The 25,137-nt window shown below is 72.3% G+C and carries 23 protein-coding genes; 13 read left to right on the forward strand and 10 right to left on the reverse strand.

Annotated elements, in window-relative coordinates; all coding sequences use genetic code 11:
- Positions 1 to 90 precede the first annotated feature (90 nt).
- Positions 91 to 2,022, reverse strand: a complete 1,932-nt coding sequence (locus ACQP09_RS33285) for an HtaA domain-containing protein (protein WP_433406380.1) — start codon at positions 2,020 to 2,022, stop codon at positions 91 to 93.
- 232 nt (positions 2,023 to 2,254) lie between these two features.
- Here ACQP09_RS33285 and ACQP09_RS33290 point away from each other — a divergent pair, with 232 nt between their 5' ends.
- Positions 2,255 to 2,926 carry a HEAT repeat domain-containing protein gene (locus ACQP09_RS33290; RefSeq protein WP_433406381.1) on the forward strand — a complete coding sequence of 224 codons (672 nt, stop codon included), beginning with the start codon at positions 2,255 to 2,257 and terminating at the stop codon, positions 2,924 to 2,926.
- A gap of 3 nt (positions 2,927 to 2,929) precedes the next feature.
- Entirely contained in the window at positions 2,930 to 3,934 is a 1,005-nt protein-coding gene (locus ACQP09_RS33295; RefSeq protein ID WP_433406383.1) for a MerR family transcriptional regulator, read from the forward strand.
- A 38-nt stretch (positions 3,935 to 3,972) separates the two neighbouring features.
- Here the strand turns inward: ACQP09_RS33295 and ACQP09_RS33300 are convergent, their stop codons facing one another.
- The 4 genes from ACQP09_RS33300 to ACQP09_RS33315 are packed head-to-tail and all read right to left on the reverse strand — an operon-like array spanning position 3,973 to position 8,152.
- Entirely contained in the window at positions 3,973 to 4,881 is a 909-nt protein-coding gene (locus tag ACQP09_RS33300; protein WP_433406384.1) for a class I SAM-dependent methyltransferase, read from the reverse strand.
- A gap of 33 nt (positions 4,882 to 4,914) precedes the next feature.
- Complete coding sequence (locus ACQP09_RS33305) at positions 4,915 to 6,003, reverse strand: NAD(P)-dependent alcohol dehydrogenase (RefSeq protein WP_433406386.1); 1,089 nt, start codon at positions 6,001 to 6,003, stop codon at positions 4,915 to 4,917.
- Positions 6,000 to 7,391, reverse strand: a complete 1,392-nt coding sequence (locus ACQP09_RS33310; RefSeq protein ID WP_433406387.1) for an aldehyde dehydrogenase family protein — start codon at positions 7,389 to 7,391, stop codon at positions 6,000 to 6,002. Before ACQP09_RS33310 ends, ACQP09_RS33305 begins: the two co-directional genes overlap by 4 nt.
- An 8-nt stretch (positions 7,392 to 7,399) precedes the next feature.
- Positions 7,400 to 8,152 (reverse strand): (5-formylfuran-3-yl)methyl phosphate synthase, encoded by a 753-nt coding sequence (locus ACQP09_RS33315; protein ID WP_433406388.1) that lies wholly within the window; start codon positions 8,150 to 8,152, stop codon positions 7,400 to 7,402.
- A 233-nt stretch (positions 8,153 to 8,385) separates the two neighbouring features.
- Here ACQP09_RS33315 and ACQP09_RS33320 point away from each other — a divergent pair, with 233 nt between their 5' ends.
- From ACQP09_RS33320 to ACQP09_RS33340, 5 genes are all read left to right on the forward strand, one after another.
- Positions 8,386 to 8,565 carry a hypothetical protein gene (locus ACQP09_RS33320; protein WP_404062727.1) on the forward strand — a complete coding sequence of 60 codons (180 nt, stop codon included), beginning with the start codon at positions 8,386 to 8,388 and terminating at the stop codon, positions 8,563 to 8,565.
- Positions 8,566 to 8,845: 280 nt separating this feature from the next.
- Entirely contained in the window at positions 8,846 to 9,535 is a 690-nt protein-coding gene (locus ACQP09_RS33325; protein ID WP_433406389.1) for a HemK2/MTQ2 family protein methyltransferase, read from the forward strand.
- Positions 9,519 to 9,803 (forward strand): CDGSH iron-sulfur domain-containing protein, encoded by a 285-nt coding sequence (locus ACQP09_RS33330; RefSeq protein ID WP_433406390.1) that lies wholly within the window; start codon positions 9,519 to 9,521, stop codon positions 9,801 to 9,803. Before ACQP09_RS33325 ends, ACQP09_RS33330 begins: the two co-directional genes overlap by 17 nt.
- Positions 9,803 to 10,846 (forward strand): iron-containing redox enzyme family protein, encoded by a 1,044-nt coding sequence (locus ACQP09_RS33335; RefSeq protein ID WP_433406391.1) that lies wholly within the window; start codon positions 9,803 to 9,805, stop codon positions 10,844 to 10,846. The genes ACQP09_RS33330 and ACQP09_RS33335 overlap by 1 nt, the downstream gene beginning before the upstream one ends.
- 101 nt (positions 10,847 to 10,947) lie before the next feature.
- The gene (locus ACQP09_RS33340) at positions 10,948 to 11,115 is read left to right on the forward strand and encodes a DUF6381 family protein (RefSeq protein WP_433406393.1); all 168 of its coding nucleotides are present in this window, start codon (positions 10,948 to 10,950) and stop codon (positions 11,113 to 11,115) included.
- 86 nt (positions 11,116 to 11,201) lie between these two features.
- On the opposite strand, the gene ACQP09_RS33345 is transcribed toward ACQP09_RS33340, so the two are convergent.
- Positions 11,202 to 11,957 carry a transporter substrate-binding domain-containing protein gene (locus tag ACQP09_RS33345; protein ID WP_433406394.1) on the reverse strand — a complete coding sequence of 252 codons (756 nt, stop codon included), beginning with the start codon at positions 11,955 to 11,957 and terminating at the stop codon, positions 11,202 to 11,204.
- 145 nt (positions 11,958 to 12,102) lie between these two features.
- A complete protein-coding gene (locus ACQP09_RS33350; RefSeq protein ID WP_433406396.1) occupies positions 12,103 to 14,541 on the reverse strand; it encodes a polysaccharide lyase 8 family protein in 2,439 nt (812 codons plus the stop codon).
- Between the two features lie 333 nt (positions 14,542 to 14,874).
- On the opposite strand from ACQP09_RS33350, the gene ACQP09_RS33355 reads away from it, so the two are divergent.
- The 6 genes from ACQP09_RS33355 (at position 14,875) to ACQP09_RS33380 (ending at position 22,076) form a co-directional block, all read left to right on the forward strand.
- Positions 14,875 to 15,975, forward strand: a complete 1,101-nt coding sequence (locus tag ACQP09_RS33355; protein ID WP_433406397.1) for a substrate-binding domain-containing protein — start codon at positions 14,875 to 14,877, stop codon at positions 15,973 to 15,975.
- A 241-nt stretch (positions 15,976 to 16,216) separates the two neighbouring features.
- Entirely contained in the window at positions 16,217 to 17,524 is a 1,308-nt protein-coding gene (locus ACQP09_RS33360; protein ID WP_433406398.1) for an ABC transporter substrate-binding protein, read from the forward strand.
- A 99-nt stretch (positions 17,525 to 17,623) separates the two neighbouring features.
- Complete coding sequence (locus ACQP09_RS33365) at positions 17,624 to 18,616, forward strand: carbohydrate ABC transporter permease (RefSeq protein ID WP_433406399.1); 993 nt, start codon at positions 17,624 to 17,626, stop codon at positions 18,614 to 18,616.
- Positions 18,613 to 19,536, forward strand: a complete 924-nt coding sequence (locus ACQP09_RS33370) for a carbohydrate ABC transporter permease (protein WP_433406400.1) — start codon at positions 18,613 to 18,615, stop codon at positions 19,534 to 19,536. Before ACQP09_RS33365 ends, ACQP09_RS33370 begins: the two co-directional genes overlap by 4 nt.
- 56 nt (positions 19,537 to 19,592) lie before the next feature.
- The gene (locus ACQP09_RS33375; protein WP_433406845.1) at positions 19,593 to 20,579 is read left to right on the forward strand and encodes a hydroxyacid dehydrogenase; all 987 of its coding nucleotides are present in this window, start codon (positions 19,593 to 19,595) and stop codon (positions 20,577 to 20,579) included.
- A 21-nt stretch (positions 20,580 to 20,600) separates the two neighbouring features.
- Positions 20,601 to 22,076: an HAD-IA family hydrolase gene (locus ACQP09_RS33380; protein WP_433406401.1), complete on the forward strand. Its 1,476-nt coding sequence runs from the start codon at positions 20,601 to 20,603 to the stop codon at positions 22,074 to 22,076.
- A 95-nt stretch (positions 22,077 to 22,171) separates the two neighbouring features.
- Here ACQP09_RS33380 and ACQP09_RS33385 read toward each other — a convergent pair whose 3' ends face one another.
- The 3 genes from ACQP09_RS33385 to ACQP09_RS33395 all read right to left on the reverse strand — a co-directional run bounded on the left by ACQP09_RS33385 (position 22,172) and on the right by ACQP09_RS33395 (position 25,048).
- A complete protein-coding gene (locus ACQP09_RS33385) occupies positions 22,172 to 23,047 on the reverse strand; it encodes a glycoside hydrolase family 19 protein (RefSeq protein ID WP_433406403.1) in 876 nt (291 codons plus the stop codon).
- Between the two features lie 223 nt (positions 23,048 to 23,270).
- The gene (locus ACQP09_RS33390) at positions 23,271 to 24,140 is read right to left on the reverse strand and encodes a class II fructose-bisphosphate aldolase (protein WP_433406404.1); all 870 of its coding nucleotides are present in this window, start codon (positions 24,138 to 24,140) and stop codon (positions 23,271 to 23,273) included.
- A gap of 23 nt (positions 24,141 to 24,163) precedes the next feature.
- Positions 24,164 to 25,048, reverse strand: coding sequence for an SIS domain-containing protein (locus ACQP09_RS33395; RefSeq protein ID WP_433406406.1), 885 nt, complete (start codon positions 25,046 to 25,048; stop codon positions 24,164 to 24,166).
- Positions 25,049 to 25,137: the final 89 nt, after the last annotated feature.

A 25,137-nucleotide genomic window follows, 5' to 3' on the forward strand; every position in this document is an offset into this window, starting at 1 on the left:
GGCGCGGTGAACGGCCGGACAGCCGGTCACCTGCGGGCGCGTTGCCTGCGGTGACCGGCCGTCCGGTGGAGGTGTACGGGCCGACGCGGATCAGCGGACGTCGACGTAGTCGCCGGTGCTCGTGGAGCCCAGACGGGCGGCGGTGGCCTTGAACTCGGCCTTCCAGGTGCCGTCCTTCTTGGCGGTGAAGCCCTTGGTGAAGACGCCCTTGCTGTTCGTCCGCACGGTGGCCAGCCTGCTCCACGTCTTGGAGCCCTTGGCCTGGAACAGGATGTTCACGGACTGGCCGGAGGTGTTCCTCCAGCTGCCGTCCAGGCTGCGCAGGGTGCCCTTCGCCGTGATGGTGCGGCCCTTGCGGACCGGCTCCGGGGAGGCGTTGAAGCCGGCGATGAGGGTCCGCAGCTTGACGTCCACGAAGTCGGTGCCGCTGACGGCCGCGGCGCGGTCGGCGGTCCCGGCGTAGCGGGCACGCCAGGTGCCGTCCGCCTTGGCGGTGACCGAGGTCGCGACGGCGCCCTTGGCGCTGGTGGTGACGGTGGCGGCCCTGCTCCAGGTCTTGGCGCCCTTCGCCTGGAACTCGACGACGACGGGCGCCTTGGCCAGCGGGCTCCAGGTGTTGCTGGTGGCGCCGGCGGTCTGGAGGGTGGCGGCGATCTTCAGCTTGCTGCCCTTGCTGATCGGCTCGGGGGCGGCGTTGAAGGAGATGATCCGGGCGGGCACGGTGGAGACGGTGAGCGCGGCGGCCGAGGTGGCCGTCTCGGCGGACGCGTTGACGAACACCGCGCGGTAGCGGTGGGCGTTGACGGCGGCGGACGCCTTCACCGACAGCGTGACGGACGTGGCGCCGGAGACGGTGCTCCAGGTCTTGCCGGCGTCGGTGCTGCGCTCCCAGCGGACCGAGTCGTAGCCGGTCGCGGCGGCGGTGAAGACGGCGTCGGCGCCCGAGCGGGCGGTACGCGAAGTGGGGTGCTGGGTCACGACCGCGGCCGGGACGGCGGTGCCGAAGAAGAGCGGCTGGGCGACGTCCTGGGCGCGCGAGGGCATCCAGGTGGAGTCGCCGCCGTCGTGCGAGTTGAAGGTGGTGAGAAAGCAGGCGGTGGTGCGGCAGTCGACGGTGGTGGTGCCGGAGGTGAACGTCTCGGTGAGCTTCGCCGTCAGGGTGAAGGAGCCGTCGGTGCCGACCTGGCGGACCCAGGCCGCGTTGCCGTAGAGGCTGGGGTACGTGGTGCCGGACAGCGCGACCGACTGCGCCAGGTACACACCGCGGCCGGGCTGGTAGCCGGTGCCGACGACGGTGACCTGGGTCTCCTCGCCGAGCCCGGTGACCTGGCTGACGGTCAGGGTGGGGACGCTGGTGGTGCCGGCGATGCCGATCGGGTCCAGCGCCGTGCCGGCCGGGTACATCGGCCGGCCCTGGTAGGCGAATATCCGCGCGCCTTCCTCGGTGAGGGAGGTGGCGATGCCGGTCCAGTCGAGGGTGGAGCCGCTCAGCGTGCCGGCGGCGGCCTCCAGGGTGGCGAGCGGCACGCCGGCCGTGAAGACAGGGGCCTGACCGGCGGTCAGGTCGGTCGTGACGTCGGCGTGGAGCGTGCCCTTGCCGTTCTTGAGGACGACCCGCGGGTTGGCGATGGTGATGGCGGTGATGTCGTGGACGGGCACCGCATAGGTGACCGAGCCGGCGAAACGTACATCGGCGTTGCGCTTGGCGGGGTCCACCGAACCGTGCTTGACCGGGTAGCCGATCAGCCCGGCGGCGTCCTTGGTGGCGCCGCCGGCCACCGTCACCGTGCCGCCGTTGCCCGTGACATAGCCGACCCAGGACTTCTTGAAGCCCCAGGAGGAGCCGCCGGAGACCAGGATCGGGGCGGCCGCCGAGGTGGAGCCGGGCTGCTGGGCCGGGGCCTGGTCCGCGGTGGCGGAGACCGGGGCCGCAACGGCCGGGACGGCGAGGACGCCGGTGCCCAGGGAGACGACGGTCAGGGCGGCGAGAGCGGCCAGGTGGCCGCGGCGGGGCATGGACATGCGCTGCATGTCTCCTTCGGGGAGAGGCACGGACAGCTGTGGGGCGCAGCTGTGCCCGGGGTGAATAGGAAAAGAAGAGGGGGTACCGGCTTCTCGCGTGGGGACCCGAAGACGACAGTCGTCATATTAGGTGAGGCTTACCTAAATGTCACCGTCGGGTCGGCGATGCCCGCTCCCGCTTGACCTTGACACGGTGACAGGGTCTTCACTGCAGGCCGAGGAGGTGGTCTCGATGACGGTCACGGGACAGGACACGCATGAAGGACGAGCGCTCCGGGGGCTGGCGGACGACGACGCGTCCGTACGGCTGCGGGCGGCTCTGGCGACCGGCACGGCACCCGACCCGCACTACGTCGACCCGCTCGTCGAACGGTGCGCGGTCGAGCCCGAGTTCTTCGTCCGCGACATGCTCACCTGGGCGCTGACCCGGCACCCGGTCACCCTGACGCTGCCCGTGCTGCTCGTCGAACTCCGCTCGGAGCGTACGCAGGCACGCAGCCAGGCGCTGCACACGCTGTCCAAGATCGGTGACCGGCGGGCCTGGCCCGCCATCACCCGGGCGTTCCTGACCGACGCCGACGACGAGGTGGCGCGGAGCGCCTGGCGGGCGGCGGCCGTGCTCGTGCCGGAAGGCGAGGAGCCCGCTCTGGCCGAGGTGCTGGCGACGCAGCTCGGGCGCGGTGAGCTGGAGACACAGCTGAGCCTCAGCCGAGCCCTGGTCGCCCTGGGCGAGGCGATCGGGCCGGCCCTGCTCGCCGCGACGACGGCACCCGACCCGCGCGTCCGCGCCCACGCCCTCGCCACGCAACGGCTGCTGCGCGACCCGGACGCCGGGTTCACCTTCGCCATCGAGGAGGCGAAGCGCGTCGTGGCCCTCGGCGGGACGGGCCAGGAGGGACGATGAGGCGTGTTGATCGGTGAGGTGGCGCGGCGGTCCGGGGTCAGTGCCCGCATGCTCCGGCACTACGAGTCGCTCGGCCTGGTGTCCCCTTCGGGCCGTACCGGCTCCGGCTACCGGGAGTACGGTACGGAGGACATCCGGCGGATCTTCCACATCGAGAGCCTGCGGGCGCTCGGGCTGTCGCTGCGTGAGGTCAGACGCGCCCTCGACGACGCTGACTTCACGCCCTCGTCGCTCGTCGAGGACCTCATCCGGCGGACCCGGACCCGCATCGCGGCGGAGACCGAGCTGCTCGGACGGCTGGACCGGCTCCACGCGGCGGACCCCGCCGACTGGGAGGACGCGCTCCAGGTCGTCACGCTGCTCCAGGCGCTGGGATCCACGAGCGCCGACGCACGCCAGCGCGCGGCCCTCTCCTCCGCCGACACGGTTCCGGTGCCGGTGGAGGCGCTGGTCGAGGCGGCGCTCGACGAGAGCGATCCGCACGTCGCGGGCGCCCTTCGCTGGGCGCTGGCACGCTCGGGCGACGGCGCACCGGCCCTGCTGGCTCAGGGGCTCGGCTCACCGGTGGCCGCCGTCCGCGAACGCGCCGTCCGGTCCCTCGCCGAGCTGGACGGCGGTGCGGCCGTCGGCCATCTCCGCGACGCCCTCGCGCACACCGACCCGGTGGTCCGGGGCCACGCTGCTGTGGCGATCGGGGCCCGGGGCGAGGCCGACGCCGTCCCGGCCCTTCTCGACATGGTGGTCGAGGGCCGGAACGACACCGACGCGGCCGACACGCTGAGCGTGCTGGCGAGCGACACGGCGACGGCGGACCGGATCGCGCACCGGCTCGTCGAGCGCCTCGCCCACACCGCCACCGCAGCGCCCGCACGCGGACGGCTGACCCAGGCGCTGGCAGGCATCCCGGGGACGCGGGCGTCACGGGCCCTCGCGGAGCTGTCGCACGACGCGGACCGGGCCGTCGCGGTGACCGCCACGTACCTCCGTCAACTGCGCGACGCAGGCTGACGGACCACCCCGGGGGATACCGCCTACGAGGTCAGCGTCTACAGCCGTGGCTTGTCCGCGAACACCCAGCGGTTGCCCGCCAGCGCGTCGTTCTCCTCCGGCAGCGGGCCGCGGCCGTGCCGGTGGGTGAAGTCGAAAGGCGTGTGGACGGCAGTGGACCAGCCCTTCTCCGCCAGGCGGCCCGCGGAGTCGGGGCGGGGAGCCAGGTCGAAGAGGCTGAGCAGGTCGATGCCGATCCGTTCCCTCGTGGACGTGTAGAGCGGGCTGTCGCGGTATGCCAGCAGGTCCTTCTCCAACTTGACCTCGAAGGCCAGCGCACTGCCGCCGGCGCTGAGCCGGTCGACCGTGTCGACGAGATACGTCTCGGCGGCCGGAGGCAGATAGAACAGCAGCCCCTCGACCAGCCAGACGCTCGGCGCGGACGGGTCGAAGCCCGCGCCGGGCAGCGCGCCCGCCCAGTCGTCGCGCAGATCCATCGGGACCGGCACGCGAGCCGCCTTCGGGAGAGCCGAAAGACCGTCGAGCACCTGGTGCTTGAACGCCAGCACCTCCTGGCGGTCGATCTCGAAGATCACACAGCCGGCAGGCCAGTCGAGCCGGTAGGCCCGCGCGTCCAGCCCCGCGCCGAGCAGGACCACCTGGCGGACGTCCTCCGCGTGGACCGACCGGAGCAGGAAGTCGTCGAGGACCCGCGTCCGCAGCCCGAAGTACCGGGCGAACCGTCCCCACAACGGGTCCCCGTCCCCGTCCGGGACCTCCCTCGGACGGACCGGCCAGCCCTGGGACGCCGGAGCGGCCAGCACGAAGTGCTCCGCGTAGACGTCCTGCGCCAGGCTGTCGGGGCGGTGGGTCTCGATCGCCCGCGCCGCTGCGACCAGCAGAGCTGTCACGCCGACCCCGCCCGCCACGCCTTCCACACCGGTGTTCCGGTGCGCTGTTTCGACCATGTGGACTCCCTTGGTATGTGGAATTCGCGGGTCCTACGGAATCAGCACCGGTTTGACCACCAGGCCCGCCTCGCAGTCGCGTTCGGCCTCGTTGATCTCGGCGAGCGGATACGTACGGATCAACTGGTCGAACGGGAACCGGCCGGCCTGCCACAGCCCGGTCAGCCGGGGGATCAGCAGCCCCGGCACCGCGTCGCCCTCGCAGATGTGCGAGAGCCTCCGGCCCCGGTCCAGCGTCCCTGGTTCGAGCGGGAGCGCGGTGTGCAGCCGGGCCACCAGGCCGAGGTGACCGGTCGGACGCAGGGCCCGTAACGCGTCGTTGATCAACCGCGCCGACCCGGTGGTGTCCAGCGCGTACGGCGCGCCGCCGTCCGTCAGCCGCCGGATGCGGCCCGGCAGGTCGGCGGAGTCGGAGTGCACCGGGACGGCGGCCAACTTCTCGGCCAGGGACAGCCGTTCGGGATGCCGGTCGACCGCCACGGCCACCGCTCCGGCAGCGGTCGCCGCCATGACGGCCGCCAGGCCCACCGCTCCCGCCCCGAGGACCACGACCGTGTCGCCGGGACCGGCACCGAAGGAGTTGAGAACGGCCCCGGCGCCGGTGAGGAAGCCGCAGCCGAGCGGCCCGAGCATGGCCAGGGGGAGTGAGGGATCGACCCGTACGGCGTTACGGGCCGGGACCATCGCGTACGCGGCGAACGAGGACTGGCCGAACCAGCGCGGGGCCAGCGCGCGCCCGGTCGCGTCGGTGAACCGTGCCGCGTGCTCCGGGCGCCCGCCGAAGAGGTTGAGCGCGGCGAACCGGTCGCAGTACGCGGGCGCCCCGCCCAGACAGCTGTGGCAGTGCCCGCAGGAGTCGAAGCTCAGCACGACATGGTCGCCGGCGAGGAGACCGGTGTCCGGCCCGCCCGTCTCCACCACCACCCCGGACCCCTCATGGCCGAGCACCGCGGGCAGCGGCGACCGGCCGGCCGAGCGCCGGACGGCCAGATCGGTACGGCACATCCCGCACCCCGCGATCCGCACCAGGACCTCGCCCTCGGCCGGCCCCGTGTTCAGCACCACCTCCTCGACGGCGAACGGGTCCTCGTACGAGCGCAGTACCGCCGCGGCGAACCTCATCGGCCCGCCTCCCGTGGCCGGTGTACGACGAACGGCCGGAGGTTCCCGTACAGGCCCCACGGCCCGCCCGCCACGCCGACGCCGCTCTCCTTGATGCCCGCGAAGGGCTGGGCGAGCGACAGTTCGGCGTGGTGGTTGATCCACGCCGTCCCGCACTCCAGCCGGCCGGCCACCTCCTCCGCCCGGTCCAGGTCCGTCCCCCACACCGAGCCGCCGAGGCCGTAGCGGGTGGCGTTGGCCGCCTCGACGGCCTCGTCGAGATCCCCGTACGGCAGCACCGGCAGCACCGGACCGAACTGCTCCTCCGTCACCACCTGGCTGTCCGGCGGGACATCGGCCAGGACGGTCGGAGCGTAGAAATACCCCGGCCGGTCCAGCCGGTGCCCACCGGCCACCGCCCGCGCCCCCTCCTCCAGGGCCCGGGCCGTGCACCGCTCCACCCGGGCCAGCTGCGCCGCGTTGTTGAGCGGACCCAGCTCCGTACGGGGGTCGAGACCGGCCCCGACCACGACCGTCTTCGCCCGCTCCGCCAGCGCCTCCATCACCTGGGAGTGGAGCCGGGCCGGGGCGTACACGCGCTTGACGGCCATGCACACCTGCCCGCAGTTGCGGAACGCCGCCCGGAACAGCCGGTCCGCGATCCGCTCCACATCGACGTCGTCCAGCAGGACGGCGGCGTCGTTGCCGCCCAGCTCCAGCGTGACCCGGGCGAGTCCGGGCGCCGCGGCCGCCGCGACGGCCCGGCCGGTCTCCACCGAACCGGTGAACGTCACATGGCGGATCCCCGGATGCGACGCCAGGAGCGAACCGAGCGGTTCGCGGCCGGTGACGACCGTCAGCACACCGTCGGGAAGGGCTTCGGAGAGGACGGATCCCAGCAGCCGGGTGGCGAGCGGAGTGAAGGGAGAGGGCTTGAGCACGACCGTGTTGCCGGCGGCGAGCGCGGGCGCGAACTTCGCCGAGGCGAGCTGGAGGGGAAAGTTCCACGGGACGATGGCGGCGACCGGCCCGAGCGACCGCCAGCGGATCTCGCTGTGCACCGGCCGCCCGTCGTCGATCGTCCGCACCTCGGGGGCCATGCCGGCGAAGTGGCGCAGGCGGGCCGCCGTACGGGCGACCTCCGCGTGCGACTCGGCCAGCGGCTTGCCCTGTTCGCGGGTGAGCAGGTGAGCGAGGTCCGCCCCGGCCGCCTCCACGGCGTCGGCCGACGCGACGAGGGCGGTGGCGCGGGCGGCGGGGTTAGACCGCCAGCCCGGCCAGGCCTCGTGGGCCCGGGCGACGGCCTCGTCCAACTCCTCCGGCCGCTGGTCAGGCGCTTCGTCGAAGGCTTCGCCGGTCGCCGGGTCGATGACGGCGAAGCGCTCGCCGCCGGGTTCACGGGGCTCCATGCCGGCGGTCAGCGTGCGGCCACGGAGGTCGCGTGCTCCTGGGCGTGCCGGTCCATCTCCGCCCGGAAGGCGGCCACCAGCCGCGGCTGGATCCTGCCGGCGTTGCGGTCGCCTCCCTCGCAGACCGCCCCGCGTACGCCCACGATGTCCGTCCCGATCCGGGTCAGCGTGGCGAGGTCCTCCGCCTTCACACTGCCCGCCAGGGCCGCCAGCAGACCGGCTTCGTGCGCCAGCCGGACGAACTCCCCGCACGCGGCGGGCGGCACGTGGTCGAACAGCCGCGTCCCGTCCTTGATCGCGGTGTCGAGCATCGCCGCGTCGGCGCCCGAGCGGCGGGCGATGTCGGGCAGCGCGAGCGGGTTGACGCAGCCGATCCGATGCGCGTCGGCGTACCCGGAGGCGACGACGAACGCGTCCGGCCGGTAGTCCTTCACGGCCCGCACGACCCCGCGCATCACCTCCACGGCCTGGTCGGGCGTCGTGCACCCGTAGAGGCCGACCTTGATGTACGTCGCTCCGGAGACGGCCGCGCCGAGCGCCGCCTGGGCCACCGTGCCGGGCTTGTACGGCACGTCGCCCACGGTGGCGGAGACCGGCTTGTCCGCCGGGACCGCCGCACGGATCTCCCTGATGACCCACGGGAAGTTCGCGCCGAGCGAGCCCTCGTCAGGCTTCTTGACGTCGACGATGTCGAGGTGTTCCGCCGCCTTCGCGCACTCGAGAGCCTCTTCGACACCGTCGGGGGAGATGAGAAGCAGCAACGTGGATTCCTTCCACCGCGTGACCACCCGCCCCACGGGACGGGTGCGCGGATTCGCCGGGATCTTGTGCGGTCGGCTCATCCTGGCCGCGGCCCGTGATCCCCGGCAGGGCGCGAGGGATGGCGAACGGGTCACTGCCGTGACGTGTTCACGCCCCCCTGGTGCGCCCTCGGCTGTCTAACCCCGCGATTCATGGGCACATGGCTCTCACCACACTCGGAAGGGAATCAATCATGCTGGGTATAGCCGCGGCCGTTCTGTTCTTCATCGCCTTCCTGATCAACGCGGCGGACATCTCGACGAACGAGGTGTTCGCATCGACGAACGTCATGCTCATCGGTCTGGCGCTGCTCGCCCTGCATGTGGCAGGCATCGGTTCCGGTCTGCGCACCGGGTCGTCGCGCCGCCGCTGACCACCATGGAACGCCTGGCAAGGCGAGCCCCGTACGTCTGTTTACGGGACTCGCCCTGCCAGGCGTTCCGTGCTGTCCGGGCCCTGTGCGGCCAGCCTGCCGTCGACCGGGTTTCGCAGGTGTGAACAGGTTGGGCAGGGGAACTCGGTTCGTCGGCCGAGGTCGGCCGAACCCGGTCACGCTGCGCGAACCCACGATTGGCGCGCCGGACGGAAGGAGCGGAGCCTTGACGGGTGGTACGACCCACGATTCACGCGTCCGACGCGTGCAGGAGGTATCCGTGACCGCTGCCGTGCCCACGCTGACCACTTCCCGGAGGCGGGGTGTCCGCACCCTGCCCGGCGTCTACGCGCCCCAGCACGACACGCATCTGCTGCTGAGGGCCCTGGCCCGCGAGACCGTGGGCCCCGGCACCGACGTGATCGACCTCGGCACCGGCAGCGGCCTCCTCGCGGTGGCCGCCGCACGCCGGGGCGCGCACGTCACCGCCGTCGACGTCGGCCGCCGGGCCGTCCTCACCGCCCGTCTCAACGCCCGGCTCGCCCGGCAGCGCGTCACCGTCCACCGGGGCGACCTGGCGGACCCGGTCCCCGGCCGGACGTACGACCTGGTGCTCAGCAACCCGCCCTACGTCCCCTCGCCGCTCGGCCTGCCGCCGCGGCGGGGCAACGCGCGCGCCTGGGACGCCGGGCACGACGGGCGCGCGGTGGTGGACCGCATCTGCGACGCGGCCCCGTACCTGCTGCGCAGGGGAGGGGTCCTGCTCATGGTCCACTCCGACCTGACCGGTACGGAGGAGACCCTGCGGCGCCTGTCGAGCGGCGGGCTGAAGGCCGCGGTGAGCGACACGGCGAGCGTGCCGTTCGGGCCCGTCCTGCTCTCCCGGCTCTCCTGGCTGCGCGGCCGGGGCCTCCTGGACGAGCACACCGACGAGGAGAAGCTGGTGGTCATCCGTGCCGAGCAGCCCTGAACGTCCTGACCGTCCCGCCCGGCCCGCCCGCGTCACCTTGGGCGCGGAAGGGCCCCTGCTGGTGGAGGGGCCGGTCGAGGTGGTCGGCGACGACGGCACCGTGTACACCTCCCGCCGCTTCACCGCCGCGATCTGCACCTGCCGCAAGACCCGCACGTACCCGTGGTGCGACACCAGCCACCGCCGCCGGGTGAAGCCCGAGGACCGCGAGAAGACCGACGCCGCCGACCGTACCGACGCCACCGACCGTACCGATGGAGCCGCCTGATGACCGCCTACCGTGAACCGAGGCGACGGAGCCCTCCGCTGCCCGCCCCGCGCGGACCGCTGTCCGGCGAGGTCATCACCGCCCTGCGCACCGGCGATCCACCGCGGGACCGCCGGGCCACCGACGCGGACCCCTTCGGCGACGACCTCCAACTCGCCCTCTACGTCCTGTACGAGCTGCACTACCAGGGCTTCGAAGACGTGGACGAGGACCACGAATGGGACCCGGCCCTGCTCGGACTGCGCCGCTCCCTGGAGCGGCCCTTCCTCGCCGCGCTCCGCGCGGGAACGCGGGCCGACGCGGACGTGGACACGGCACTGGCCGGACTGCTGGTCGAGCCCATCGGCGACGACGGCCACAGCGTCAGCCACTTCCTGCGGGACGACGGCGAACTGTGGCAGCTGCGCGAGTACGCCGCCCTGCGCTCGCTGTACCACCTCAAGGAGGCCGATCCGCACGCCTGGGTGATCCCACGGCTGTACGGACGGGCCAAGGCGGCGATGGTGGCGGTCGAGTTCGACGAGTTCGGCGCCGGACGGGAGGCGGACGTCCACGCCCGCCTGTACGCCGACCTGATGAGCGACCTGTCCCTGGAGACGGCGTACGGCCACTACCTCGACGCCGCACCCGCCGATGTGCTCGCCACCGTCAACCTGATGTCCCTCTTCGGGCTCCACCGCTCGCTCCGGGGCGCCCTGGTCGGCCACTTCGCCGCCGTCGAGGTCACCTCCTCACCCGGCTCGCGCCGGCTGGCCGCCGCGCTGAAGCGGGTCGGGGCCGGACCGGCGGCGCAGCGGTTCTACGACGAACACGTCGAGGCCGACGCGGTGCACGAACAGGTGGTACGCCGCGATGTCATCGGCGGACTGCTCGCCGACGAGCCGCAGCTGGAACCCGACATCGCCTTCGGTATCGAGGCCACCGGACTGTTGGAGGACCGCCTCGCCGCCCGCCTCCTCGCCGCCTGGCGCAGCGACTCCACAGCGCTGCGCGCGCCGCTGGACCGACCGCGCCCGTCACACGGCAGGCGTCACCGTACGTGACCGCACGAGATGCGATCCGGACCGACTCCGGTGACGCTGGGGCTCCGACCGCGCACGCAACACCAGGTTGCCGACGGAGGAACCACGACGGAGGACACCCCATGAACCTGCCCGACACCCCGCTGGAGAGAGCCCGCCGCACCCGCGAACGCGCCGAGGAACTGGGCCGCGCCGCCGACCGGGCGACCGACCCCGAACACCGGCAACGCCTGCGCGAGAAGGCCCGGCGCCTGCTCGGCGAGGGGCTGGACGGCGGGGAGAGAAGCTGAGCCGGGGCGAGACACGGCACAGAACGGCAGCTGAGCCGTTCACCGGCACAGCTCAGGACGGCAGTTGATCCGGTGAGCGGCACCGCTCAGGACGGCAGCTGAGCCGCCGGTGCCACGAGCGCCCCCTCGACCCCGTGCCGCTCCAGCGCCTCGGCGACGAACCCGCTCGCCTTCATCTCCTCCACGAACGACGCCAGCACGTCCTGCGCCGCCGTACCCCGGGCGGCCGGGATGCCCATCGCCTGCCGGATCACCATGAAGCGCCCCGGCAGCATCCGTACCCCCGGCGCACGCCGGGCCTCGCCCTCCAGCAACTGGCGGATCCCGGCGGCCACTTCGGCCTCTCCCTCCCGCAGTGCGGCGAGCGCGGCAGGCGCGCCCTGCAGCCGTACGATCTCCGCGCGCTCGATCGCTCGGGTCAGGAAGAGGTCGTAGGCGCTGCCCGACCCGACCGAGATCCGGGTCCCCTCGCGGTCCACCTGCCCGTTCTCGGTGAGCGCGGACGCCTCGGGTACGAGGTAGCTGCCCTCGATCAGGACGTACGGCGCGGTGAACAGCAGCCCTTCGCTCCGCGCCGGGTCCACGGCGAAGAACCCGATGTCCGCCTTCTCCGCCCTCACCGCGTCCACGGAAGCCGCCGCCTTCTCGAAGACCACGAGCTCGACGTCCACCCCGAGCCGTCGCCCGAACTCGTACGCGAGGTCGACCGAGACACCGGCAGGGTCGCCGCCCGCCGGGCTCCGGCCGGCCAGGATCGGATTGCCGAGGTTGATGGAGGCGCGCAGTACGCCGTCGGGCGCGAACGCGGGAACGAGGGCCGGAGCTATCCGCTGCTGGGTCATGCGGGCGAGTCTACGAGTCCGGTGCGCGGCGACGACGGGTCCTGAGGGGCTGGTCGGGCCTGCCCGCTCCGCCCCGCCGACCAGGCCCGCGACCCATCCCACCGCCTCACGCGCCCACGGCCCCCCCCCCCCGGCTCCGGCCGTGTCAGGCCAGCCGCACCTTCACCGTCTGCGTCGCCCCGCGCGTACCGGAGAGGTCGCCGAACACCAGGCGCAGTGACGATCCGGTGGTCGCCGACGTCACGGTCGACGGCTTCGAGACGACCGCGGAGACGGCCCGGCTCCAGGTCAGCGTCAGGCTCGTCCGCGCGCGCATGGGGTCGCTGACGCAGAGAGTGGCCGTGCCGTCAGCGTGCTCGGTGACCATGACGGAACAAGGGGCGTCCGCGGTGAGCGGACCGACGCTGCCGCCGAACCAGAAGTTGACGGCGGTCAGCCCGAGCGAGGGGACCGAAACCCCTTGCTGGTCGTCGGTGTTGGTGAGCACCCGCAGCCAGCCGGTGTCGGCGGCCCGGGCGGCGGTGCGCTGTTCGGAGGCGCCGGGGAGGAGCTGGTAGGCGTACGAGGCGTTCGCCGGGTTCCGGCCGTGGTCGAACCAGAGCGTGAGGTAGGTGCGGGTGAGCGTCTCCGTGGAGCCGCCGGTGTTGATGTCCCGCCACCGGCCGGACCGGTTCTCGCGCAGCGCCTTGACGGTCGCACCGCCCGGGAAGACATAGCCGCCGTGCCCGCCGAGATGAGCCCAGGAGGCGCCTGTCAGCGTCGCCGACCATGGACGGGTGACGGGTTTCGCCGAGCCGTCGACGGCGAAGGGCGCGTTCCCCGTCGGCCCCAGGTTGCGGTTGTCCACCGTGGTCTCCACCGCCGTACCGTCCTGGCAGCGGATCCCGGCACCCAGGCAGACCACGGTGTCGTCCAGGAAGAACCACGACTTCTTCGCCAGCAGCGTGCTGGACAGCCCCTTGAGGTACTGTCCGACCGCCGCCCGCTTCCTGTCCGTGACCCCGCCGACCCAGTTCACATCCGGGAGCGCCACGCCCCAGTCGCCGCCCGCCCCGTCGGCCAGCACCTTGCGCGAGGCCGTGGTGCCGGGGAGCCGGTACGGGTCGACGGTGGGCCAGAAGGCGTCGCTGTACTGGCCGTTGGCGAAGGTGTCGCCCCACCAGTAGAGCATCCCGGACCCGGTGTGCCAGCCGCGCAGGTTCTCGCCGTTGCCGGTCTCGTAGTACGTGATCCGCCGGTCGGCCATGGAGAGGGCGGCGGCCCAGCCGGGGCGGCGGTGGGTGGCGCGGGCCATGTCGGGGAAGAGGCGGTGGCCCTCCGGTTCGGGGAGCGGGGTGAGCGAGGTGTCGTCCAGGATGGACTTGAGGCGGGACAGCGCCGTGAGGTTGAGGGACGGATTGTCCAGCGGCGGGCTGTAGTAGTCGCGCTGCGCCCAGCCCTTCACCAGCGCCCGCCACCGCGCGTTCTCGGCGGCCGACGCGCCCCGGCCGAGCAGCACGATCGAGGCGAGGATCGGATGGCCGCGCCGGTGGTCGTCGACCTCACCGCGGCTGATCGCGCGGCCCGCGACGGAGTCCATCACGAGCCCGTTGTAGAGGAAGGGCGCCCAGGCGTTCTCCACCGCGTCGAACACCACCTGCCGCTTCGGGTCGGTCACCTCCCACGTGGTCCCCTTGAGCAGCGCGAACAGCAGCCCGAGCCCGCCGAGCATCACCGACCCGTAACTGCCGGTGTACGGCACGGTGGTGTGCTGGATGAACGAACCGTCGGCGTAGAGCCCGTCCCCCTTGCTCACCAGCGGGAAGACGGGGGAGAGGGCGTCCCGGGCGAGCGCGATCTTGGCGGCGCTCCCGCCGACGACCCCGCGCAGGGCCAGGACCCGGCACAGGTCGACCCGGTTCGCCCCGGTGCTCGTGCCGGTGTACGAGGCGACGGCGGAGTCCGGTACGAAGTGGTCGACGGCGGCGCAGTAGCGCCCGAGCTGCGCCGGGGTCAGGGCGTCGTACATCAGCACGCACACGTCCAGCAGGGCCTGCGGTGCGCCGATCTGCCAGCTGTACCAGTTCCCGTACCGCACCTGCCCGGCCTTGTAGACCTGGCTGTTGAGGTGTTCCAGGCCGGTGACGATCGCGTCGCGCAGACCGGTGTTTCCGGTGAGGCCGGTGCCCGGCTGGCGGTAGGCCTGCGCCATCGTGTTCAGCCGGATGAAGCTCTCGGCCATCTTCGCGGAGAAGCCGTACGACTCGGGGTCGGTGTCCGGGTCGGGGTCGGCGTACACGGCGTCCGGCCAGAGCGATCCGTTCGCCGGGGCCATGGTGTCCAGCCGGCCGCGGGCCTGTGCGCCGAGCGCGGCCAGCCGGCTCCTGAAGGGTTCGGCGGTCGGGCTGAACCCTTCGCCGAGGATCAGCGCGCTCCAGGTGGCGCGGAGCGCGGCGTACGGATCGTCGGCGGAGGCGGAAGGAGAGGCGGCGATGGAGGCGGCGGCAGCGGTGCGGGGTGCTGCCGTCGCGAGGGTGCTGCCGCCCGCGGCGGTGAGCACGGCCGAGGTGGCGAGGAACGTCCGGCGGGACCAGGCAGATGTCATGGTGAGCTCCGGGTCGGGTGTCTCGTTTCCGGCGGAACCGGCGCGCCGAGCGCTGACCAGATCCCTGGATCCGACTGTTCTGAGCGGTTCAGAGCGGGCAGGGCACTTTCTAACAGCCGTCCGGCAACCCGCTCAATAACTTTGGCCGAATTGATCGTGTTGATCGCTTCAGTGGCGGTGTATGGCCCTGTCCGGGCGCATCAGCGCTTCCGCCGCACGGCGGAGGTAAAGCTGCCGGTGGGATCGTTTCGAGCGGATGCGATCGATATGGTTGAGGGGCTGAGCCAGCGCAGCCATCACCGCCACAGCCGTCCCACGAGACCAAGGGGATCCATGCGACTCCACGTCGACCAGCGCCACGAGCGGGTGCTCCAGCTCGTCCGCGAACGCGGCAGCCTCCGGGTCGCCGAACTCGCCGAGGAACTCGGCATGTCCGCGGTCACCCTGCGCCGGGACGTCGAGACGCTCGCGGCACAGGGGCTGGTGGAGCGGCTGCACGGCGCGGTGGTCTGGCCCTCCGGCGAGGCGAGGCCGGCCCCCGCCGCCGTACCGTCCGCCGAAGGGCTCGTGGTGGGCATGGTCGTGCCGACCACCGAGTACTACTACGCGGACGTCGTGCGCGGCGCCCGGGAAGCGGTGGAGGCCGCCGGTGCGCGCCTGACCATCGGGCTCTCCCGCTACCTCCCGGACGAGGACGCGGCCCAGGCCCGCCGCCTGCTCTCCACCGGCGCCGACGGCCTCCTCCTGACACCGAGCTGGGAGCGCGGCCACCCGGAACCGGGCGAGGGGCTGTGGGCCGCCGAGCAGGACACTCCGGTCGTCCTGGTGGAGCGCTGGGCCCCGATCGGCCACCCGGCGGCGCGGCTGGACCGGGTGCGCTCCGACCACGCCCACGGCGCCGCAGAGGCGGTCGCGCACCTGGCCGGGCTCGGCCACCGGTCCATCGCGCTCGCCGTGCAGGAGAGCCCCACCGCCCCCCGGCTCAGGGAAGGTTACGCGGCCGCCGTCACCGCGCTCGGGCTGAGCCCGGTCGCCGCCTCACCCCTTCAGGGCACGCCGTCGCGCTCGGAGGCCGACCGTTTCGAGCGGACCCTGGAGTACCTCTGCGAGGGCGTGGCCGGCGGCGATGTCACCGCCGCGATCGTGCACAGCGACGCGGACGCCATCGTGCTCATCCCGCGCCTTCAGGCCCGTGGTGTGCGGGTGCCGGAGGACCTCGCGGTGATCGCGTACGACGACGAGGTGGCGAGCCTGGCCGACCTGCCGCTCACCGCCGTGGCGCCGGACAAGCACGGGGTCGGTGCGGCGGCGGCCGGGCTGCTGCTCTCCCGGCTCGGCGTGCCCGGCGAGGCCCCCGCCGCCCGCCGTCACCTCGACCTCCTGCCCACGCTGCGCGTCCGGGTCTCGTGCGGAGCGGCTGCGGCCCGCGCCTGACGTGACGCGTCCTCCGCCGGCGTAACGGACTTCGTCACCGGCCGTGCCCCGGGCCAACAGGCCCTGCGGGTACGGCTTTTCGCGTGCTCCGACGCGCCACACGACCGGTCCGTACACCTCTCGGTCAATGATCGATTCGATTGAATCGGTCATTTGCTCTTGACGGTGATCGGTTCTGCGCAAAATGATGTGTGCCGTTCGCCTCATCTCCCGCAGTTCGAGGTCCCGTAGGAGCCGGCCCATGCCCTGTACGCACCGCACCACCCGCCTCGCCCTCGTGGCGTCCGCCGCCGCACTGGCCCTGCTCACCACCGCCTGCGGTGGCGGCTCGGACGCCGACGCGTCGGGTCCCGGCGACGGCAAGCCCGTCACGCTCACCTTCTGGTCGGCCACCGCGGGCGCCAAGGAGACGGCGGACGCGTTCAACAAGACGCACCCCGGCATCAAGGTGAACTTCTCGCTCGTCCCGGCCGGCCCCGAAGGCGTCACCAAGCTCTCCAACGCGGTCAAGGGCGGCAACGCCCCCGACATCGCCACCATGGACTACTCCGCGCTCCCCGAGTACGCCAGCGAAGGCAACCTCGAAGACCTCACCCCCACCTCCGGCGACCTGGTGAAGAAGGAGTTCCCCGAGGCCGTCCAGTCCCTGGTCAACCTCGGCGGCTCCACCTGGGCCGTCCCCTTCGACGTGACGCCCATCCAGCTCTACTACCGCAAGGACCTCTTCAAGAAGTACGGCGTCGAGACGCCCACCACCTGGGCGGATTACCGGAAGGCCGCGGAGAAGATCCACCAGGGCGACCCGAACCTCACCATCACCAACTTCGGCGGCGGCGACCCGGCCCTGCTCTCCGGCCTCGCCTGGCAGGCCGGCGCCCAGTGGTACGGCACCAAGGACGACGCCTGGAAGGTGAACATCGACGAACCCGCCTCGCGGAAGGTCGCCGCCTACTGGGACGGCCTCCTCAAGGACCGCCTCGCCTCCAAGACCCCGCTCTGGGGCGAGGGCGAGACCAAGGAGCGCGCCACCGGCAAGGTCGCCACCATCATCGGCGCCGCCTGGAGCGCGGGCAACTTCCCCGTCAGCTACCCGGACAGCAAAGGCAAGTGGGGCATAGCCCCGCTCCCGACCTGGGACGGCACACCGAGCACCGGCATGTACGGCGGCACCTCCTACATCGTCCCCAAGGGCAGCAAGCACACCGAAGCGGCCGCCGAGTTCATCACGTGGGTCACCACCGACCCGAAGGCCATGACCGCCCGTCTCAGCTCCCTCAAGACCCCGAGCAGTGCCCTGCCCGCCAACGAGGGCATGCGGGCCGCCGCGGCCAAGGAGTTCGACAACTCCTACTTCGGCGACCAGGACGTCTACCAGCTCGCCGGCGAGGCCGCCGACACCATCGTGCCGGGCTGGAGCTGGGGCCCGGTGCAGCAGCAGGTCACCTCGGCGCAGATGGCCGCGGGCGGGGACCACACCAAGATGCTCAGCGCCGGACAGGCGAAGGGCGAGAGCGCGGTCACGGACCGCGGCCTGAAGCTCGACAAGTAGTCCGGCGCCCGGGCGCGGTACGGAAGGCGATCCCCCTCCGTACCGCCCCGCCCCGCCCCGGCACCTCCCCTCCCGCCCGACCCGCCGAAGGAGCACCAGGTGGCAGCCCCACTCACCCGGCCGGCCAAGACCCCACAACCCGAGGCCGCACCGCCGTCCGACGGCCCCGCCGGACCGGCGGAGCACCGAGCCCCCGGCGGCCCCGGCGCACGGCGTGGACAGCGCCGGGCCGTCGCCCTGTTCATGGTGCCGTTCTTCGCCCTCTTCACCGCCGTCACCGTCCTGCCGATGCTCTACGCGGCCTGGATGAGCCTCTTCCGCGAGGAGTCCTCCGGCCTCGGATTCGGCGGCACCGAACGCGTCTTCGCCGGATTCGGCAACTTCACCGAGGCCCTCGGCAACGAGGCCTTCCTCCGCTCCTTCGGCCACATCGCCTTCTACTGCGTCCTCTACATCCCGGCCATGGTCGGCGGCGCGCTCATCCTCGCCCTGCTCGTCGACTCGGCCATGGCCCGCGCCCGCCGCTTCTTCCAGATCGCCTACTTCCTGCCGCACGCGGTGCCGGGCCTGATCGCCTCGCTCATCTGGCTCTACCTGTACACACCGGGCCTCAGCCCGGTCACCGACGTACTCGACGCGCTCGGCGCGAACTGGAACTTCTTCGGCCAGGACGAGGCGATCTACTCCGTCGTCAACATCTCCGCCTGGCAGTGGACCGGCTACAACATGATCATCTTCTACGCCGGGCTCCAGGCCGTCCCGCGCGAGGTCCTGGAGGCCGCGACCGTCGACGGCTCCGGCGCCCTGCGCACCGCCCTCCAGGTCAAGGTCCCCATGATCCGGCCCACCGTCGTGCTGACCCTGCTCTTCACCTGCGTCGGCGCCATCCAGCTCTTCGACGCCCCCAAACTCGTCCAGCTCCGGGCCAACACCATGGGCGAGGACTGGTCACCGACCATGTTCATCTACACCGCGGCCTTCAAGGGCCACGACTACGGCCTGGCCGCCGCGAGCTCCCTGATCCTCGCCCTCGTCGCCGGCCTGCTGTCCTTCGTCGTCACCAAGCTCGGCAACCGGTGGAAGGCCTCATGAGCACCCAGACAGCCACCCCCGACGCACCACCCGCCTCCGCGCCCGCCCGCCGGCCGTCCCCGCCCCGGCGCCCCCGTCGGCGTACCCAAGGGCTCACCTCGAAGGTCGCGGTCAACGCTGTCCTGGCCGTCGTCGCCGTCTACACCCTGATGCCGCTCACCTGGCTGCTCATCGCCGCCACCAAGAACTACCGCGACCTCTTCGCCACCAACCCCTTCAGCCTCGGCGACTTCCACCTCCTGTCCAACCTGGACGCCCTCTTCGCGTACAACGACGGGCTGTACGGCCGCTGGCTGCTCAACAGCCTCCTCTACACGCTCGTCGCGGCCGTCCTCTCCACCCTGGTCTCCGTCGCCTGCGGCTACGCCTTCGACAAGTACGTCTTCCGGGGAAAGGAGAAGCTGTTCGGCGTCGTCCTCGTCGGCGTCCTCATCCCGTCCACCGTCGTCCAGCTCCCGCTGTACCTGATGGCCTCGGAGCTCGGCCTCGTCGACACCTACTGGGCCGTGCTGATCCCGAGCCTGGTCAACCCGTTCGGCGTCTACCTGGCGCGCGTCTTCTCCGAGGGGTACGTACCGGGCGAGGTCCTGGAAGCTGCGCGGGTCGACGGGGCGGGGGAGTTGCGCATCTTCACCAAGGTCGCCCTTCCCATGCTCGCGCCCGGCTTCGTGACCATCTTCCTGTTCTCGTTCACCGCCAACTGGAACAACTTCTACGGCGCGCTGATGATGCTCAACGACGAGCGGCTCTACCCCGTCAACCTGGGCCTGTTCATGTGGAACCAGAACGTCTACCAGCAGCCCGAGCTGTACCCCCTGGTCATCGTCGGCTCCCTGGTGGCCGTCGTCCCGCTGATCGTCGCCTTCCTCTGCCTGCAGCGCTTCTGGCGCTCGGGCCTCACCGCAGGAGCCGTCAAGTGAGCCGCCCCGCCACCTCCACCAGCCGGCCGCGCACCCGGCCCCGTACCGTCCTCGCGATGAGCGGCGAGACCCGCGACGCGATCCTCCGCCCGGAGGCACTGGAGCGCCTAGCCCAGGTCGCCGACGTCCAACCCGCCCTGCTCGTCACCGACTTCGGCGCCGACGACCCGGCACAGCGCGCGGCACTCCGGGACACCGAGGCGCTCTTCACCGGCTGGGGCTGCCCGCGCCTGACCGCCGACGCCCTGAGCGCCATGCCCCGCCTGCGGACCGTCGTGCACGCGGCGGGCTCGGTGAAGCACCACATCACCCAGGAGGTCTGGGACCGGGGTATCACCGTCTCCACGGCCGCCACCGCCAACGCCCTTCCGGTCGCGGAGTACACGGTCGCGGCCATCCTCTTCGCCAACAAGAACGTCCTGGAGAGCGCCCGCGTCTACCGCGCGTCCCGGAGCCGCGTCAACCTGCTCAGCGCGTTCCCGTCCATCGGCAACTACCGCCGTACGGTGGGCATCGTCGGCGCCTCCCGCATCGGCCGTCGCGTCGCCGAACTGCTGCGCCCCTTCGATCTGCGGGTCCTCGTGCACGATCCGTATCTGGACGAGGAGAGCGCGCGGGCTCTCGGCGTGGAGCTGACCTATCTGGACGCGCTCGTCGCGCAGAGCGACGTGGTCACCCTCCACGCCCCCGAACTCCCGCAGACCCGGCACCTGTTCGACGCCGGACGCCTCGCGCTCATGCGGGACGGCGCGACGCTCGTCAACACCGCACGCGGTTCCCTGGTCGACACCGACGCGCTGGTCAAGGAGCTGACCACCGGCCGCCTGAACGCCGTACTCGACCACACCGAGCCCGAAGTGCTGCCCGCCGAATCGCCGTTGTACGACCTGCCGAACGTGCTGCTCACCCCGCACATCGCCGGCTCCCAGGGCGGCGAGCTCCACCGGCTGGCGGACGCGGCGGTCGACGAGCTCGAACGGTACGCGCACGGGCTGCCGTTCGCCCACGCGGTGGACCCCCGCACCCTTCACCAGCAGGCCTGACCCCTTTTCAGGAAGGCACCCATGCCCCGCGCCCGCCGCGTGCTCGTCGTCGGCATCGACGGCGTACGCCTCGACACCCTCGCCCGCGTCCCCACCCCTCACCTCGATACGGTCGCGGACTTCGGATTCCTGGCCCCCGTGACGGTCGCGGACTCCACGCCCACCATGTCCGGCCCGTGCTGGGCGACCATCGTCACCGGCGTCCGCGTCACCAAACACGCCGTGTGGTCCAACGACTTCAGCGGCCACCGCCTCGGCGTCTTCCCGGACTTCGCCACCCGCCTGGCCCGCCAGGACGGCCGCCGCACCTATGTCGCGGCAGCATGGGAACCGCTGGTCACCGTGGCCGACGGCGGCCCGATGTTCCGCCGCCCCACCCGCCTCACCCACCACGCCCCGGCCGCCGACACCCCGCAGGCCTGGGAGGACGCGGACGAGGCCACCGTGCGGGACGCCGTCGCCGTCCTGACCCACGAGGACCCCGAGGCCTCCTTCGTCTACCTCGGAGCCCCGGACGAGACCGCCCACCACCTCGGCTGCGGAACGGCCTACGAGAAGTCCATCGCCTCGGCCGACCGCCGCCTCGGCCGCCTCCTCACCGCGCTGCGCGAGCGCCGTACGTACGAGGACGAGGCCTGGACCGTCCTCGTCGTCACCGACCACGGGCACCGGGACGAGGGCGGCCACGGCGGGACGAGCGAGGCCGAACGCACCGCCTGGCTGGCCTGCGCGGGCCCGGACATCACGGCGGGCGCCACTCCCGTACGCCCGGTCCGGCACGAGGACGTGGCCGCCCAGGTGTACGCCGCGCTCGACCGGACCCCCGACTCGCACTGGACCCTCGACGGCACCGCCGTACCGACCCTGCCGCAGGCCGTACTCCTCGACATGGACGGCACGTTGGTGGACACCGAACCCCTGTGGCTCGACGCGACCCGCCAGGTCTCCGCCGCTCACGGCCACACGCTGACCGACGAGGAGGGCGCCGGGGTCCTCGGCCGCACCTGCGCCGACACGGCGGCCTACCTCGCGACGCTGTGCCCACAGCCGGTCAGCAGCCGGGCCCTGGAGAGCGCTCTGGAGGACACGTTCCTCGCAGCGGTCGAAGCGGGCGTCGAACTGCGTCCCGGCGCCCGCGCCCTGCTGGAGCGCCTCGCCGACGGGAACATCCCCGCCGCCCTGGTGTCGGCCTCGCCGCGCCGGGTCGTGGACGCGGTGCTCAAGACGCTGGGCGGCGAAGTGTTCCGTACGACGCTGGCGGACGGCGAGACGGACCGCTCCAAGCCCCACCCGGACCCGTACCGGGAAGCGGCGGCCCGCCTCCACCTCCCGCCCGCCGCCTGCCTGGTGATCGAGGACAGCCCCACCGGCATCGCGGCGGCCGAGGCGGCCGGCTGCCGGGTGGTGGCCGTCCCCTCCGCGACCCCGATCAGCGCGGCCCCGGGCCGCAGGGTGATCGGCGACCTCACGGCGCTGTTGCACACCTGGGGACCGTAGGCCCCAGGTCCTGTCCCTTCGTCCGCCACGGTGGCGGACGGGAACGGCGGGGCGGGGCGGGGCGTCCTCGCTCCGCCCCGCCGCTCGGAGGGGGATCAGCAGCTCAGGTTGGAACCTGGTGTGGTGCCCAGGATCTGGGTGAACTGCTGGAACTTCGCGATACGGCTCTGCACCTGGGCGGGGTTCCCGCCGTTGCACTCGATGCTGCCGTTGATGGCGCGGATCGTGTGGCCGAAGCCCTGGTTGTTGACGATCGCGTTGTGCGCGGTCATCCACCCCGGCCCGTTCTGGGTGTTCCAGTACCAGAGGGCGGTCTTCCAGGAGACGGAGGCGTTGTTCTGGACAAGCCAGGGGTTGTTCAGCAGGTCGATGCCGAGCGCGTCACCGGCGGCCTTGTAGTTGAAGTTCCAGCTGAGCTGGATGGGGCCCTTGCCGTAGTAGGCGGCCTGGCCGGCCGGGCAGCCGTAGGGGCGGCTCCAGTCGCAGTAGTGGGGGTAGTTGGCGGTGTTCTGCTCCACGATGTGGACGAGGCCGCCGGTCTCGTGGCTGACGTTGGCCAGGAAGGCCGCCGCCTCACGGCGCTTGACCTCGGTGCTGCCCGTGTTGGCGAACGCCGGGTAGGAGCTCAGCGCGGACACCAGGCCGCTGTAGGTGTAGAAGGAATTGCGGTTCGGGAACATCTGGTTGAACTGGGCCTGGCTGACCGGGAAGCCGGTGGTGGGCGGGTTGCCACCGCCGCCGCAGTTGTAGGGGTCCCAGTACCAGGTGCTGATCGTCGGGTCGTAGCCCGGGTTGTCGTGCTCGGCGATGTAGTAGCTGCCGTTGAAGCGGACGACGGTTCCTGCCGTGTACCAGGCGCCCGCCTGCCAGTTGGGCGCCGTGTCGCACGGGCCGGCGGCGGCCTTGGCGGGGGCGGCGGAGGTGGCCGGGGCGAAGGCCACGGCAAGACCTGTGGCGAGGAGCAGAGCCATGAGCGTTCTCGCGAGGCGATGTCTGAGCACTCGATCACTCCAATACGCGCAACGGGCCGCCCGGACCGGGGATGTGCAGAGTCCGGGCGTGTCCGTGATGGGGGTGTGAACACACTCAAGCGAATTGGCATGATCCAGTCAAGGTATAGACCAATAACTCTGCCAGGGGAACGCGCGTCGGGCGAAGGCCCATCGGCAGGGGCCCCGCCCGGAGGCGGTACCGCTAGACGGCATCCACGGCAGGCGCGGGCAGCACGGCGATCAGCCGGCTCACCGTCCGCGCCATCGCGTCCCGGCCCAGCGCGAGGTAGGCGCGGGGGTCGACGCCCCGTTCGTCCTGCGCGAGGCGTTCCCGTATCGCGCCGGTCATCGCGATGTTCAGCGCGGTCCCGATGTTGACCTTGGCGATCCCTCCGGCGACGGCCCGCGCCAGCTCGTCGTCGGAGGCGCCGGACGAACCGTGCAGCACCAGCGGCACCGGCACGGCTTCACGGAGCCGCGCCAGCAGGTCGTGGTCGATGCGGGCGTCGCGCGAGGTCATGGCGTGGGAGGTGCCGACCGCCACGGCCAGGGCGTCGACCCCGGTGGCGGCGACGAAGGCGAGCGCCTCCTCCGGGTCCGTACGGGCACCGGGCGCATGGGCGTCCAGCGGCGCCGCGCCGTTCTTGCCGCCGACCTGACCGAGCTCGGCCTCCAGCCAGAGACCGTTCGTGTGCGCCCAGACGACGGCGGCGCGGGTGGCCGTCACGTTCTCCGCGTACGGCAGCCGGGCGGCGTCGAACATCGCCGAGCCGAACCCGCACTCCGCCGCCTGGTGCAGCAGCTCGGGGGAGTGGACGTGGTCGAGATGGAGTGCGACCGGTACGGAGGCCGCCCGGGCGCACTCGTGCGCGGCGCGGGCCAGCGGACGGAGGCGGCCGCCGTGGTACTTGACCGCGTTCTCGCTGATCTGGAGGATCACCGGCGCCCGTACGGCCTCCGCTCCCTCCACGATCGCTTCCGCGTGCTCCAGGGTGATGACGTTGAACGCGGCGACCGCACCGTGCCGGGCTGCGGCGTCGGCGATCAGCTCGCCGGTGGCGGCGATGGGCATGGCAACTCCGGGGTGAGGGGCCGTCAGGCCGTGCTGAGGATGACCGAGCGCGTCAGGTGGCGCGGCCGGTCCGGATCGAGGCCGCGGGCCTGAGCGATCGCCAGCGCGAGCCGCTGCACCCGGACCAGCTCCGCCAGGGGGTCGAGCCCGCCCGCCACCCACCGGGCCCCGGTCGCGTGGACCTCGTCGGACAGCCCGGCCGGTGCGTCACCGAGCATCCAGGTCGCGGTGGAACGGGTGGAGATGCTGATCGGGCCGTGCCGGTACTCCATCGCCGGATACGCCTCGCTCCAAGCCAGCGCCGCCTCCCGCATCTTCAGCGCGCCCTCGTTGGCGAGCCCCACGCTCCAGCCCCGCCCGAGGAAGGTGAACTGGGAGCACTCCACCAGACCGGCCGGCAGCGGCTCGGAGAGCGCGACCTGCGCGTCCTCCACCACCGCGTCGGTGTGCAGGCCGAGATGGGTGCGGAGCAAGGTCAGCGCGGAGGTCGCGAACCGGGTCTGGACGACGGACTTCTCGTCGGCGAAGCCGAGCACCACCGTGTCGTCGGCCGACGCCGGCATCGGTGAGTCGGCATCACCGATGATCACGGTCCGTCGCGTGGTGCCCCGGGCCCGCGTGAGGAGGCCGAGCACCTCGGTCGTGGTGCCGGAGCGGCTCAGCGCCACGATCCGGTCGTAGCGGCGGCCGGCGGGGAACTCCGACGCGGCGAAGGCGTCGGTCTCGCCCTGGCCACTGCCTTCGCGGAGCGCCGCGTACGCCTGGGCCATGAAGTACGAGGTGCCGCAGCCGACGACGGCGATGCGCTCACCGGCCGCCGGGAGCTGTCCCGCGAGCCCTTCGGCCACCCCCGCCGCCCGCTGCCAGCACTCGGGCTGACTGGCCAGTTCCCGTGCCACATGCGTCATCTGAATCTCCCCATCCCACGCGTGATGCTCGAAGCTGCATATTAGGCCCGTGTTTCGAGCATTATCAAGCAGTCAGGTGGTGGGGTGGT

Origin of the sequence: Streptomyces sp. CA-146814 (genome assembly GCF_050942385.1) — a bacterium.
Classification (GTDB): domain Bacteria; phylum Actinomycetota; class Actinomycetes; order Streptomycetales; family Streptomycetaceae; genus Streptomyces.